Origin of the sequence: Polyangium sp. y55x31, assembly GCF_029946505.1 — a bacterium.
GTDB lineage: Bacteria > Myxococcota_A > Polyangia > Polyangiales > Polyangiaceae > Polyangium.
The window spans coordinates 24,145-38,858 of the sequence record NZ_JARZHG010000044.1; the positions used below are offsets into that span (position 1 = coordinate 24,145).

Genomic DNA, 14,714 nt, shown 5'->3' on the forward strand with positions numbered 1-14,714 from the left:
TCCCGGGATTGGATGGATCGCCCCTGAAACCCCGCCCCGGACGCCGGGAATCACCAGGTGACCGGGAACTCGTGCATGCCGTACACGGTGGAGTTTTCCTTGTAGGACAGCTCCTCCTCGGGCACGGCGGGGCGTAGCTCGGGGATTCGCCGGAAGAGCGTATCGATGACGATTTGCAGCTCGAGCCGGGCCAGGTTCTGACCGAGGCACTGATGCGGGCCGAAGCCAAAGGCGACGTGGTTCCGGGCGCCACGTTCGACGTCGAGATCGTCCCCGTTCTCGAAGACCTCCGGATCACGATTGCCGATGTTGGCCAGCAGGACGACGCCTTCCCCGGCCCGGATGTGCATCCCCCCGAGCTCCACGTCTTCGGTGGCGACCCGAGCGAGGCCGCCATCCGCAATGGTGAAGTAACGCAAGAGCTCCTCGACGGCCGCCGGGGTCTTTTCGGGATCTTGCCGAAGGATCGCGAGCTTTTCGGGATTCTTCAGCAGCATCAGCGTGCTCAGCGAGATCATGTTCGCGGTGGTCTCGTGGCCCGCGATCAAGAGGATGAAGGCCAGGTTGAGCATGGCCTCGTGATCGTAGGCGCCCTCTTCGCGCAGCTTGACGATCTGGCGGCCGAGCAAGTCGTCGGTCGGATTCTCTTCCTTGTCGGTCACGAGCTTGTTCAGATACCCCACGAGCTCGAAGAAGGCGACCGCCTTTTCTTCGAGCGACGACGTACGAGCCACCAGCTTCGAGGAGCGTGCCTGGAAAAACTCGTGGTCATCGTACGGCACGCCGAGCAGCTCGCAGATCACGAGCGATGGCACGGGCAGGGACAACGCCTGCACCAGGTCGACCGGGCGGGGCCCGGCCAGCATGGCGTCGATGTACTGGTCCACGATCTGCTGGATGCGCGGCGCGAGCGCGGCGATCCGCTTGACGGAGAATTCGCCGACCACGGCCCTTCGTGCCGACGCGTGCTCTTGCCCGTCCATTTCGATCAGGAACGGCTTGGCGCTCAAGGCCTGCGGCGGTTCTGCGGTCAGGTGGGGGAAGCCGGGATTGCGCCGGCTGGCGCTGAACCGTGGATCGGACAGGACCGTTCGAATGTCCTCGTGCCTCGTGACAGCCCAAGCCGTCGCGCCCGAGGGCAGCTTCACCTTGGCGATGGGAGCCTCCTTGCGGAGCTGTTGATGCTGCGCAGGCGGCGCGTACGGGCAGGTCCTGGTGATGGCGAGCGGAATGGCATCGGCAGTCATGGTTCCTCCTCGGTTCGGGATCCACACTAACCGATCGGTAAGTTTGTGGCAAGCCGAACGGTCAGGACGTGGCTTACCAAACGGTAAGCTGGATGGGCCGAACGGAAAGCATGCCGCACGGCGAGGACCGGGGTACTGTCTCGGTTCCCGCGAGGAGGGCCATGACTGCCGGCACCGCTGTCCACGACACCAGGTCACGACTGCTCACCACCGCGCTGAAGCTGTTCGGCGAACACGGGATGGAGGGCACGTCGATGCAGATGATCGCCGACGAGCTCGGCGTCACGAAGGCCGCGCTGTATTATCACTTCAAGTCGAAGGACGAGATCGCCGAGGCCGTGGTCGGACCCGCCTTGCAGGAGATGGACCAGATCCTCGACGAAGCGCGCACGAAACGGAGCCGAGGCGCGCAGATCGATCACGCGCTCGGCGGGTTCGTCGATCTCATCGTCCGCGAGCGTACGCTGATAGGACTGTTCAACAGCGACCCCGGGCTCAAGCGTCTCATCAACCGGACATTGCAGGCGCCGAGGGACGAGGACCTCAAAACCAAGCTGCGAAAGGTCTTCGCCGGCGCCGAGCCGAATCTCGCCGATGTGATCACGGTGCACGTCATGTCCGCAGGACTCGCGATGGCCGGCGGCGCTCCCGAGTTCGCGGCCGTCGACGCCGACACCCTGCGAAAGCACCTGCTCGACGCAGGCAGGCGTCTGCTCGGCCGTCCCCGCCCAAAACACCGAGGCCAGCGCCGGCTCGAAACGGTGCCTCCACGTTCTCCTCGGGCTCGAGCGCGATCGGCTCGGGATTAGGACCAGAATCGCCACCAGGGACGCCGGGCCTTCGGGGTCGTCGGCTGAATGGAGACGAACTCGCAGCCGAATTCACGGGCGTGGATGACCATCTGGTTCGCGAGCTCGACCACGACTTCAGGGCCGCGGACGAGAGGTCGGGTGACGACCTCGACGCGGAGCTGTCCGGCGCCGTCCTCCGAGACGTTGGCCTCCCAGTCCTCGTCACCTCCAAGCTCGGCGGCGAGGGATTCGGCCGACGCACGATCGCTCGAGACGAAGAGCGCTTCGAATCGACCTCGTGTGCCTTCCTCCACCCCTTCGGCTGCCATCTTCGACCAGAGGGCCTCGGCGGCCCGGAGATGCGCCGCCAGCGTTTTGTCGGCCCCATGTTGGTCCTCGAGCTCTTGGAGGAGCATCCGTTTGGCCTCCTCGCCGGAGATCGGCTCGCCAACCGTGATGCCATGCCCCAGATCGGCGCAGTCCCGCTTCCCAGCAACGACCTCGGCGGCGATCTTCAGTCCCTTCTGCGCGTTCGATGGTTTCGCCATCCCGGAATGCCTCCAGCGGGCGGCCCTATAGCACGAGGGACGCGCGTCGATCGAGCGAGCGGCAGGGCTCTGGCGCCGGGGCGGCGGGGATTGGATTTGTCGCCCGTGAAGCGCCGTTTTTCGGGCCCTCGGAACGCCCCGTCTCGCGCCTGGCCATCGGCAGGAATGTCACCTGACCGCTCGTTCGGCGTCCGCTATGGGCGGCTGCACCTAAGCCCGTGCTTTCGGAAAAGCTGTCGGAAAAAGCTCTCGCAAGCTGTGGGATCACCAAATTCCGCCCCGCCGAAGCGATAAATTTCGTACCCAGCAAGTCTCAGCCCCCGATCTGCGGCAACCATCTCGGCGTATTTCTCGGGACTCGCAACTCCTTTGCTGTATGAATAGTGCTGGACGCCGTCGATTTCGATCACCACGCGTTCGTGGTGTGAGAAAAGCAGTAAAAAGTCCATGCGCTGTCGAACAAGGTGACGGCCGGCCCGAAGCTCCTTGACCGTGTACGGGTCATAATGCAAGTAGACTTGCGGAATCAACGTCGGCAGGCTTGAGCCGAGCTCTTCGCGCAATATCTTGAAATATGTATCGAACAATATTCGCTCAGGAGGAGACTGAGGGCTGAGCGAGTCCCTTGGGGGACGTGCGTGGGGCCTTCCGGTTCGCTTTCTGCACTGCATGTGCGACGGCGACCGCTACGAGCGGCATCGACCTGAGGAGACGGTTCTCTACCGAGTCGTGCGTTCGTATTGGGACTCGTTTCGGGAGCGCGTGGAGCCGGTTGGGAGTTTGCCGCGATTCGTCGTGCGCGAGGTCGAGGAGTATCTGCGCTGCGGGATTCTCGAATACGGCTTCATGCGCGTGGAATGCGAAGGGTGCGGATTCGAGCGACTGGTCGCATTTTCGTGCAAGCGACGTGGGTTCAGTCCATCATGCCTCGGACGGCGGATGAACGATGGCGCTGTGCATCTGACCGAGGAGGTATTGCCGGAGGTACAACTTCGCCAATGAGTGTGTTCGCTACCGTGGGAACTACGCTGACGAGGTGCGTCGTGCTGGATCCCTACGATTTTCTCGCTCGGGTATGCGCGATGGTGCCGCCGCCGCGTTTTCATATGGTGCGGTTTCACGGCGTGCTCGCGCCTGCGGCATTGCGAAGAGAAGTCGTTTCGTCGGCACGGTCATCGGCAGCGCCGAACGTCGCCACCCCGAGCGCCTTTGCAGTTGCCTCTATTCGGAGAGCTTTTCGATGGGGATGATGCCACCGGAGGAAAAGCGCGACGCAAGCCGTGGGCGTGGCTTTTGCGACATGTGTTCGCCATCGATGTCACAGTATGTCCGAAGTGTGCGAGCACGATGCGGTGGCGAAACGTCGCGCTCACACCGGATGCGATTCGCGAAGGGTTGGCCCGCGCGGGGCTCTCGGCGCGTGGACCGCCGATGCGTAAGCGTGTGCCCCTCGGGCAACTCTCGCTGCCATTCCCGAAAGCGCACCGGCGAGAGCAGCCCTGAGGCGCCGCCTTCGGTGGACGTCTCGCGCTCGCTGTCTGCCGGCGCCGATGCGTACGTGCACCCGCAGTGCCAGAGAATTCGATGACGAGCTCGACTTTCCGCGCGAGTCCCACCCGTGGTGGCGTCATGCCGTAGTCGGGGATACGGCCGCGGCGGGGGGCGGCGGGGCGACGGTTCCTGCTCGAGGGTGAAATTCTCGTTTACAACGTCCCGCGCGCGTCGGGCCCGCTCGTGTGGACGGTGCTCGCGGTCGCGTGCGGCGCGCCTGCGCTCGCGGCGGCGGTGCTCTGGGGCGCGCTCGGGCGGCGCGCGGGCATTTCGGGATAGCGCGGCGGCGCCGAGAAGCAAAAATGTCGAATTCACCGCCCTGCGAGCGGGCGGCTTCGTGGGTTGACGGGGCCCGCTGCGAGGGCAACGACATGCCGAGGGGCGTGGAGCGCTCCGCCGGGGAGGTGCATCATGATCGGAAAGCTATGGGTGGGACTGTTCGCGCTGGGCGTGGTCTCGGCCTCTTCCCGCGCCGACGCCTGTGTCACGTTTTACGAGGACGTCAATTTCGGGGGCGCGTCGATGCGCGCGGGACAGGGGAGCCGAGCTTGGGTCGGGGACGAGTGGAAGGACCGGATCTCCTCTTGGCTGCTCGATCCCGAGTGCGGCGTGCAGGTGTTCGAGGGCGCCAATTTCGCTGGCGCGACGCAGACCTACTGGAACGACATGCCTTTGCTCGGCGAGTGGAACGACAAGATCAGCTCTTTCGTTTGCGAGTGCCCTTGACGCGTTTTCGGGGCCCTCTCGACGCGTCGCCGTCGGATCCCCCTCGCCTGCCTGCGCGAGCTCGTTCGACGCGGCGGCGGCCCCTCGAATGAGCTCTCGCGCGCCTGCCGCAGGGAGGGCAGCCGCAGGCCGAAGCCGAGCGCCAAGCCTGCGAGCGGGCGGCTTCGTGGGTTGACGGGCCCCGCCGCGAGGGCAATGACATGCCAAGGGGCGTGGAGCGCTCCGCCGGGGAGGTGCAGCATGATCGGAAAGCTATGGGTGGGACTGTTCGCGCTGGGCGTGGTCTCGGCCTCTTCCCGCGCCGACGCGTGTGTCACGTTTTACGAGGACGTCAATTACGAGGGCGCGTCGGTGAGCGCGGGAATAGGGGACAATCATTGGATCGCGAGCGAGTGGAACGACCGGATCTCCTCTTTGACGCTCGATCCCACGTGCTACGTGGAGGTGTTCCAGAACGTCGAGTTTGGGGGCGCGGGGTGGACCTTCTCAGGCAATACGGCGAGGCTCCCAGACGGGTGGGACAACACGATCAGCTCTTACAGTTGCAAGTGCTTTTGACGTGTTTTCGGGGCTGCCTCGACGCGCCGTCGGATCTCCCTCGCCCGCCTGCGCGAGCTCGTTCGACGCGGCGGCGGTGCTTTGGGGCGCGCTCGGCAGGCGCGCTGGTATTTCGGGGTAGCGCGGCGCCGACGAGAAGCGTGAAGTCCGGATTCGCCGCCCTGCGAGCGGGCGGCTTCGTGGGTTGACGGGCCCCCGCCGCGAGGGCAATGACATGCCAAGGGGCGTGGAGCGCTCCGCCGGGGAGGTGCAGCATGATCGGAAAGCCATGGGTGGGACTGTTCGCGCTAGGCGTGGTCTCGGCCGTTCGAGAACGCCGGTTTCGATGGCGCGACGTGGATCTTCTCGCGCTCCGCGCATTCGCTCGGAGAGTGGAACGACAGGATCAGCTCTTACGTTTGCCTGTGCGATTGACGCATTTTCGGGGCCCTCTCAACGCGCCGTCGGATCCCCCTCGCCTGCCTGCGCGAGCTCGTTCAATGCGGCGGCGGCCCCTCGAATGAGCTCTCGCGCGCCTGCCCGCACGGACGGGAGCTTCCATCCGAAGCCGAGCCCCGCCAAGACGCTCGCGGCGCCGCCGATGCCGACCGTGGTCGGGACGCCGATGCGCTTGGCGATCCAGCCGGCCCCGAGCGAGCCGATCGGCGTCGTGCCCATGAACGTCACCGCGTACACGGCCATTACGTGCCGACCAGCGAGACGAGCTGCCCGGCGAAGAACAGGCGGTCATTTCGCGACCGAAGCGCCTTGGCGAAGGTTGACGGGCCCCGCTGCGAGCGGAACGACATGCCCAGGGGCGTGGAGCGTTCCGCCGGGGAGGTGCAGCATGATCGGAAAGCCATGGGTGGGACTGTTCGCGCTGGGCGTGGTCTCGGCCTCTTCCCGCGCCGACGCGTGTGTCACGTTTTACGAGGACGTCAATTACGGGGGCGCGTCGAAGAGGTGGGGAGAGGGGCCCACAGCTTGGGTCGGGGACGACTGGAAGGGCCGGATCTCCTCTTTGCGGTTCGATCCCGGGTGCGGCGTGCAGGTGTTCGAGGGCCGCGATTTCGGGTCCCGACGGTGGTATTCATGGATGACGCGCCTTGGCTTTTCGAGTGGAATGACAAGATCAGCTCTTTCAATTGCTGGTGCGGTTAACGCGTTTTCGGGGCCCGGCGAAGAACAGGCGGTCATTCCGCGACCGAAGCGCCCGAGCGAACCGGGTCATTTTACCGCCTTTCACCCGTCCACGTGAGCACGCGCCTCGAGCTGGATTCCTCGATCGTCGCCCGTTTGGCGGCCGTCCCGCCCTTTTCCGATTGTCGGGGCCGTGCTCGCGTGGGTCGTGCGCGATCGCTCGGGCGCGCTCGGGCCGTGGTGATGGGAGGTCACTCGATGAGCGCGACCCACTTCGAGAGGATCCGCTTCCCACCGTGCGTGCCGCATTCGCCTTCACACAGGCGGACGGGGGTGGCCACGCATTGGAACGTGCCGCAAATGTTACAGTCGTTGTCGCCCAGTTGGGGGCTATAGCAGCCGCCCCCCTCCAAGACCCAATTCTCGATCCCTCCGCTCGCCTGTGCGACCCCGGCGAGCGAGGACCAAGCTGCGATGGCGAAGATTCCGGCACCAACCGCTTTGTAAAGGGTCTTCATCCGCGCCTCCTTCTCACTCGCCCTCGCGGCGAGCAACGTCGAGCCCTCACCACACCGCTCCGCGATGGCGTGCCCACGCTGTTCCTGCGCCACGGCCTGCCCGGTCGGGAGCCCTTCTCATCGGATGAAATGCCTTTGCCCCCGATTGTCGTGGACTGTCGGTTTGCTATCCTCTTTCAATATTACGGAAACGCCAATCGATTCCGCCAAGCGCCCCCCTGCTCCTCTCCCTCGCGCTCACCGGCTGCACGACCCCTGAGGAGCCCGATCGCCCTGCGGCGCGCCCCGGCAGCGAAGGCGGTAGCGGAATCGACAGCGAAAACCTCTCCGCCTACCTCCCCCCGCTCCCTTCCGCGTCAGCCGCGGCAATGCCGTCTTCGTCGCCGGCGCGAGATCCATCCCCAAGATCGTCGGGCGCGTGAAGACCCGCGGGCGGCGTAGCCAAAGCGCGTCTTTCCGGGCGCGGACGGGGAAGAATGTCTCCCGGGAGGGACCGGAGCACGGGCGGACGTGCGCGCGATTGACGGGCTACCGGCCTGCACCATGGATCCAGCACGGGCGGCAGCGCTTCTTTTACGCCCGCAGGTCCCGTGAGGAGGGAAGCCATGAAAAAGGTATGGATGGGGCTCGTCGCGTGCGGCGTGCTCGGCCTCGCCGCGCAGGCGCAGGCGCAGGCGCAGGCACGGACGTGCGCGCACATGTTTGAGAACGTCCCGGAGCCCGAGCGGGCGCTCGACCGTCCCTTCCTGATGCCGGTGGAAGACGTGTTCTCGATCTCGGGCCGGGGCACGGTGGTGACGGGCCGGGTGGAGCGCGGCGTGATCAAGGTGGGCGAAGAGGTCGAGATCGTGGGCCTGAAGCCGACGGTGAAGACCACCTGCACGGGCGTGGTGACGTTCGGGCAGCTGGTGGACCAGGGTCGGGCCGGGGACAACGTTGGTATTCTGCTTCGCGGCACGAAGCCCGAGGACGTGAAGCGCGGTCAGGTTCTGGCGAAGCCGGGCTCAATCGCGCCGCACACGAAGTTCGCGGCGGAGATCTACGTGCTCTCCAGAGGCGAAGGCGGTCGTCACACGCCGTTCTTCAACGGCTACCGTCCGCAGTTTTACTTCCGGACGACGGACGTGACGGGCTCGATTGAGCTGCCGAGAGGCACGGAGATGGTGATGCCTGGAGACAACGTGTCGATCGAAGTCACGCTGATCCAGCCGATCGCGATGGAAGAGGGCCTGCGTTTCGCGATTCGCGAAGGCGGCCGGACGGTCGGCACCGGCGTTGTGGCGAATATAATCGAGTAATCATCCGAAAGTAAAAATCTAGTTTCGGCCGCGTTGTATATTCAAGGATCCCACAACGCAGATACTCCTCGACCTCGCGCACGACGAATCGCGGCAAACTCCCAATCGCTTCCACACGCTCCCGAAACGCGGCCCAATGCTCACGCACGACTCGATAAAGGACCGTCTCCTCCGGTCGATGCCGCTCGTACCGGCCGCCGTCGCCATGCAATGCAGAAAGCGTGCTGGGAGGTCGCCCCACGCCCGGCGCCGTCGCGCGCATCGTTCCCCTGTGCTCGTCAGAGGTGCGGCCGATGAGCTCCGCGACAGATGGAGATACTAAAGTTCTCTGCACGTGGCGGACGAGATCTGATCGGTCCAGTCACTGCCGAGCGCATTATTATCGATGTTGCGACCCCTCGCTTCAATCGTCCACGATTGGCCGCCGTAGTTGGGGTCCTTGTAGACCGTGCACGTGCATCCCGCATAAACCCTGATCGACGTGAACATGTCGTCGCCTGCACCGAGGGTGGGGTCGTCTTCAACGTGGAACATGAAACATTGGCCCCCATAGTTACTGTGCTCGCACATGAGGGCGCAGTCTACCGCCGCCGAGGCCGGGGTTGGTACCGTGCACAGGGAGAGCGCGACAGTCGACGCGAGGATTCCGAGGAGCGCGGAAAGACGACATCGCCCCGCTCGATTCGATAATTCGCTCGTATTCATTGTTGAGGAGGCGCTATCGGGTGAGCGATCCGTACGTGCGCTCCGCGACCTACCTTTTCGGTAATACAGCGAATCCCCGCCCCTCGTCGGAGCGCTTGACGACCTGGAACGTCACGCGAGGGGGGTCGAACCGGACGACGGGCACGCCGACATCGCTCCAACGCCGGACCTTTCGCCCGAGCTCGTGGCGCAGTTGAAGCAGGCCATGGAGAAGGTGATGGCCGCTCTCCACGACATGCCCCTCACAAGCCGACGCTTAACGGTCGAGTAAAGCGAACCATGAAGAGGGGCACGCAGGTGGCTTGCGACAATGCCCACACGTGGGCCTCGCGCGGAAAGTCGATCTCGTCATCGAATGTTCTTGCACTGCTGGCACACGTACGCATCGGCGCCGGCAAACAGCGAGCGCGAGACGTCCACCGAAGGCGGCGCCTCAGGGCTGCTCTCGCCGGTGCGCTTTCGGGAATGGCAGCGAGAGTTGCCCGAGGGGCACACGCTTACGCATCGGCGGTCCACGCGCCGAGAGCCCCGCGCGGGCCAACCCTTCGCGAATCGCATCCGGTGTGAGCGCGACGTTTCGCCACCGCATCGTGCTCGCACACTTCGGACATGCTGTGACATCGATGGCGAACACATGTCGCAAAAGCCACGCCCACGGCTTGCGTCGCGCTTTTCCTCCGGTGGCATCATCCCCATCGAAAAGCTCTCCGAATAGAGGCAACTGCAAAGGCGCTCGGGGTGGCGCGACGTTCGGCGCTGCCGATGACCGTGCCGAGGCCACGACTTCTTTTCGCAATGCCGCATTCGGGCCATGGGGTCCGAAGTGGCACCAACTCGTCCCAAAGGCGTCGATCCGTCGTCACCACGACGCGGATCCTGCGGGTTACACGGGGTCAGGGGTTGCGGAATCCGAAGCGAAGGCGGGGGCGGGGGCGACAGCGAAAACCGAGGCGGTTAGCCCTTCTCGTGATCGCGCATCCATGAGCGCGGGGGTTGATGGCGACCGCCAAAGGGTGCTTCCGCATCGAGTCCCCCCTCCATCGCGACCGCCGAAGAGTCGATTCGCTCCCGCCTCGGAGACAGTCGGGACCAAGGCCTTTGGCGGCGGCCTTCGAGGGTCGAGGAGATTCGCTCTGTCTTGGAGGCGGTCGCGACAAAGGCCTTTGGCGATGGCCTCAGAGTGTCGAGGTGATTCCTCCGCCTCGGAGACGGACGCGGAAGCGGGAACGGGAGCGGGGCGCATGGTGCTCTAGACTACGTGGACGAGCGTTGCCCGGTGCTCAAGAACTGATGCCCTCGAATGTATCCCGGGATGCCTGCCCTGAAGTGCCGCGCCACCACCCGGATTCGGCTCCCGCACCCACACCTACATCGATGCCCCCCCTTGGCGTTCTCAGCCTCCGCCCACGCCTTCGCCTCGCCTCTTCCCGTCTTCTGCCCCCGTGGTAGCATCACGGTTCCGTCGATGATCACCAGCACTTTCGACAGTTGGCGAGAGGTCAGGGGAGCCGACAAACTCCTCCAGGACAACCGGGCGGTCTTTCGCGCTGTACCGGTGCGAGCCTCCTGGCATGGTGTTCGATTCATCCCGCTCCCGCTGGCCTGGCCGAAGGTGCGCCCACTTCGAGCGGACGCCCTGCCTCGCGAAGACCAGCGAGCGTGTGGGGTTGACCGTTGCCGCGGTGCCTCTCGCCTCGCTCGCGTGCGGCGAGAGAGCCTGCTTGGCCGAGCCCACGCGTGCGTGGCGGCGCGCTGCGAAGGAAGGATGCAGCGATTGACAGTTGTCCATGCCACACGGATAAATGGCGCGGGCCACTGCCATGCGGCGCAGCAACAATCCCGCTCCTACGCAGTATTCCGTGCGTGGGCCTCGGACGGCGGATCCCGACTTTCGGACCCTCTTCGAGTCGGCCCCCGGGCTCTACCTCGTCGTCGAACCCGATGCGCCTCGGTACACGATCGTCGCGGTGAGCGATGCTTATGCGCGCGCGACGATGACGAGGCGCGAGCAAATCCTTGGTCGCGGCATTTTTGAGGTATTCCCTGCCAATCCGGCGACGTCGGAGCAGGGCGCTACTGCCATCCGGAACCTCGGGGCGTCCCTCGAGCGGGTGCTCCGTCGGCGCGTTCCGGATACAATGCCAATTCAGCAGTACGACATCCGCCGGCCTGATGAAGAAGGGGGCGGATTCGAAGAGCGATGGTGGTCCCAGGTCAACTGCCCGGTATTCGGGCCCGACGGCGAGCTCATCTATGTCACGCATCGCGTCGAGGACGTCACGGAGTTCGTCCACGTCAAGCAAGCAGGCCTCGAAGCGCAAAAGCTGACCGCCGACCTACGTATCCAGGCGGAGAACATGGAGGCCGAGATCTTCCACCGAGGACAGGAGATCACGGAGGCCAACCGGCAGCTCGTGCGCGCCAACGAGGAGATCACGCGGCTCTACGAGAAGACCAAGGAGCTCGACCGGCTGAAGTCCGAGTTCTTCGCGAGCGTCAGCCACGAGCTTCGCACGCCGCTCGCGCTCATCCTCGGGCCCACGCAGCGTCTCCTCGATGTCCCCGAGATCAGCCCGGCTCTTCGTCGCGACCTCGAGGTCATCGAACGTAATGCACGCACGCTTCATCACCACGTCGATGATCTGCTCGACGTCGCAAAGATCGACGCTGGACGAATGACGATCGACTATTGCGAGATCGATCTGGCGCGATTGACCCGCTTCGTCGCCAGCCACTTCGAGGTGCTGGCCAAGGAGAAGGACATCGCATTCACGGTCGAGACAGAGGGCGCGCTCTGGGCGGAGGTCGACGCGGAGAAAATGCAACGGGTCCTCCTCAACTTGCTTTCGAACGCATTCAAATTCACTCCCGCCGGCGGGCGCATCCGCGTGAGCTTGCGACGGCCGTCCGAGGATCGCATCGTCATCGAGGTGGCGGACAGCGGTCCCGGCGTTCCCGTCGACAAGCGAGAAGCCGTATTCGAACGCTTCCGCCAACTGGATGGCGGAGCTACACGGCGGTTTGGTGGGACGGGCCTGGGCCTCGCGATCGCGCGGGATTTCATCGCCCTGCACCACGGCGCGATCTCCGTCTCCGAAGCGCCCGAAGGTGGAGCCTCGTTCACGGTGGACCTGCCCCGACGAGCCCCGCCCGACGCCGTCGTGCGGTCCCGGGCGGCCGATGTGCCGGCGGTGGTATCGCAGGCGGCCTTCGAGCTTCACGGTGGGCCTCCGGTCGAGGTCGTCGGAGAGCCGGGAGGCGCGCTCGTGCTCGTGGTGGAAGACAACCGCGAAATGAGCGCATTCATTCTCGAAAGCCTGGCGTCCGAGCATCGCGTCGTGGCGGCGTTCGATGGCGCGGAGGGCCTGCAAAAAGCGCTGGAGCTCAAGCCCGACCTCATCCTGAGCGACATCATGATGCCGAAGCTGAGCGGCGACGCGCTCGTGCGCGCGATCCGCTCCCACCGCGAGCTCGATAGGACCCCCATCGTGCTCCTCACGGCGAAGTCGGATGACGAGTTACGGGTGAAGCTCTTGCGCGAGGGCGCCCAGGATTACATCACAAAGCCTTTTGCCGTCGACGAGCTGCGCGCTCGTGTCGATAATCTCATCGCCGGAAAGAGAGGGATCGAGGCCCAGGCACGGCTCGCGGCGCTCGTCGAGCAGGCGCCGGACGGCATTTTCGTCGCCGATCTCGAGGGGCGCTATACCGATGTGAACACCGCTGGCTGCCGCATGCTCGGGTATGCCCGCGAGGAGCTCATCGGAAAGACCATGGTCGACTTCATACCCCCGCCAGACCTCCCCCGGCTCTCGCATGCCAGGGAACAGCTCCTCGCGGGGGCCGTGGAGGTCGCCGAATGGAGGCTACGGACCAAGGGGGGGGCATACTTGCCGGTCGAGGTGAGCGCCAAGCTCCTCCCCGACGGTCGATGGCAGAGCCTGGTTCGTGACATCAGCGAGCGGAAGCGCGCCGAGGAGGCGCTCCGCGCGTCGGAGGCGAGGTTCGCGGGCCTGATCTCGATCGCCGCCGACGCCATCATTTCGATCGACCAGGACCAACGGGTCATCATTTTCAATGAAGGCGCCGAGCAGATCTTCGGCTGGAAGCGCGAGGAGGTCCTCGGACAGCCCGTGGATGTCTTGATCCCGGAACGGCTGAGAGAGCGCCATCAACAGCACGTCCGCGACTTCGCGAAGAACCCGCTGAAGGCGCGAAAGATGTCCGAGCGCGGATCCATTTGGGCGCTCCGCAAGGACGGCGTGGAGTTCCCAGCAGAAGGAGCCATTTCCAAGCTCGACGTGGAGGGCGTGCCTCTCTTCACCATCATCCTCCGCGACATCACCGAGCGCAAGGAGGTCGAAAAGGAGCAGCAGCTCCTCGTGAACGTCGGCGCCGTCCTGGCCTCGAGCCTCGATTACGACGAGACCGTGGACAGCCTGGTGAGCCTCGTCGTCCGCCATCTGGCGGACTGCTGCATTGCGGAGCTCGTGAACGAGGACGGGGGACGTCGCTTCAAGGTCGCACATGCGGAGCCCGCCAAGGCAAACGTCGCGGATGCTCTCCAGAGGCTCGAGCTCGATCGAGGGAGTCCGCACCTCATTTCGGTGGTCTTCGAGACCAGACAGCCGCTCCTCGTGAACGAGGTGACGCCCGCGTACCTGGAGTCGATCGCGCAGAGCGAGGAGCACCTGCGGGTGCTGCGCGAGCTCGATCCGAAATCCCTCATCGGCGTGCCGCTGATTGCCCATGGAAATCTCATGGGCGCCCTCATTCTCCTCCGCACGACGACGACCCATCGGTACGCGGCGCGGGAGTTTGCCGTGGCCCAAGAGCTTTCGCACCGAGCCGCCCTGGCCGTGGAGAACGCGTGCCTCTTCCGCAACGCCCAGCGAGCCATCAGGGTACGCGACGACACGCTCGGTATCGTCGCGCACGATCTCCGCAATCCGCTGAACGCCATCTTCGTCCACGCGGAGCTCCTGCGGCGCGCGCGGGAACCAGGGACCTCTCGACGCGGGGAGTCGATTCAGCGAGCCGCGCTGCGGATGAATCGTCTCATCCAGGATCTCCTCGACGTGGCTCGCCTCGACGCGGGGCAGCTCTCCGTCATGCGTGGCCATATCCCCGCTGATAAGGTCGCCATCGAGGCGGTGGAGGCACAGAGACCGTTCGCGCGCGAATGCTCGCTGGAGCTCGATCTCGATGTAGCGGCAGAGCTTCCTGAAATATGGGCGGATCGCGATCGGATCTTGCAGGTTTTCGAGAACCTCATCGGCAATGCCATCAAATTCACTCCCGCGGGCGGACGGATTCACGTGGGTGCGGCTCGGCGGGAGGAAGTGGTGCTCTTCTGGGTCACGGATACGGGCCTGGGTATTCCCATGCAACAGATCCCGCACCTCTTCGATCGATTCTGGCAGGCAAAAAAGGCCGACCGTGGCGGCGCCGGCCTGGGCCTGTCGATCGTCAAGGGCCTCGTCGAGGCACACGGCGGAAGAGTCTGGGCGGAGAGCACGGTCGGGGGGGGCAGCACGTTTTTCTTCACCATTCCAATGACGCGGCCGTGGGAGTCCCGAGGGCGCAGTTGAGCGCCTTGGTCCTCGCCGTGCCATTGTGATCCCGCGGGCAGCCCGCCGCCGTCAGGCTCTTG

Annotated in this window: 8 protein-coding genes and 1 pseudogene; 5 read left to right on the forward strand and 4 right to left on the reverse strand. The window is 65.0% G+C overall.

Annotated elements, in window-relative coordinates:
• Window positions 1-50 precede the first annotated feature (50 nt).
• Complete coding sequence (locus QHF84_RS42990; RefSeq protein ID WP_281319394.1) at window positions 51-1,247, reverse strand: cytochrome P450; 1,197 nt, start codon at window positions 1,245-1,247, stop codon at window positions 51-53.
• Window positions 1,248-1,408: 161 nt separating this feature from the next.
• Between QHF84_RS42990 and QHF84_RS42995 the strand changes: the two genes are divergently transcribed.
• Window positions 1,409-2,056 carry a helix-turn-helix domain-containing protein gene (locus QHF84_RS42995; RefSeq protein ID WP_348652933.1) on the forward strand — a complete coding sequence of 216 codons (648 nt, stop codon included), beginning with the start codon at window positions 1,409-1,411 and terminating at the stop codon, window positions 2,054-2,056.
• Here the strand turns inward: QHF84_RS42995 and QHF84_RS43000 are convergent.
• Window positions 2,053-2,586: a hypothetical protein gene (locus tag QHF84_RS43000; protein WP_281319396.1), complete on the reverse strand. Its 534-nt coding sequence runs from the start codon at window positions 2,584-2,586 to the stop codon at window positions 2,053-2,055. The two genes, QHF84_RS42995 and QHF84_RS43000, sit on opposite strands and share 4 nt — an antisense overlap.
• Window positions 2,587-4,548: 1,962 nt before the next feature.
• Between QHF84_RS43000 and QHF84_RS43005 the strand changes: the two genes are divergently transcribed.
• Window positions 4,549-4,863: a peptidase inhibitor family I36 protein gene (locus tag QHF84_RS43005; RefSeq protein ID WP_281319397.1), complete on the forward strand. Its 315-nt coding sequence runs from the start codon at window positions 4,549-4,551 to the stop codon at window positions 4,861-4,863.
• 240 nt (window positions 4,864-5,103) lie between these two features.
• A complete protein-coding gene (locus QHF84_RS43010; protein WP_281319398.1) occupies window positions 5,104-5,421 on the forward strand; it encodes a peptidase inhibitor family I36 protein in 318 nt (105 codons plus the stop codon).
• A gap of 432 nt (window positions 5,422-5,853) precedes the next feature.
• Here QHF84_RS43010 and QHF84_RS43015 read toward each other — a convergent pair whose 3' ends face one another.
• Window positions 5,854-6,102 (reverse strand): hypothetical protein, encoded by a 249-nt coding sequence (locus tag QHF84_RS43015; protein ID WP_281319399.1) that lies wholly within the window; start codon window positions 6,100-6,102, stop codon window positions 5,854-5,856.
• Between the two features lie 689 nt (window positions 6,103-6,791).
• Window positions 6,792-7,058, reverse strand: coding sequence for a hypothetical protein (locus QHF84_RS43020; protein WP_281319400.1), 267 nt, complete (start codon window positions 7,056-7,058; stop codon window positions 6,792-6,794).
• A gap of 710 nt (window positions 7,059-7,768) precedes the next feature.
• Here QHF84_RS43020 and QHF84_RS43025 point away from each other — a divergent pair.
• Both QHF84_RS43025 and QHF84_RS43030 read left to right on the forward strand, forming a co-directional pair.
• A pseudogene (locus QHF84_RS43025) lies at window positions 7,769-8,356 on the forward strand (EF-Tu/IF-2/RF-3 family GTPase); the annotation flags it as partial.
• 2,564 nt (window positions 8,357-10,920) lie between these two features.
• Entirely contained in the window at window positions 10,921-14,652 is a 3,732-nt protein-coding gene (locus tag QHF84_RS43030; RefSeq protein WP_281319401.1) for an ATP-binding protein, read from the forward strand.
• Window positions 14,653-14,714: the final 62 nt, after the last annotated feature.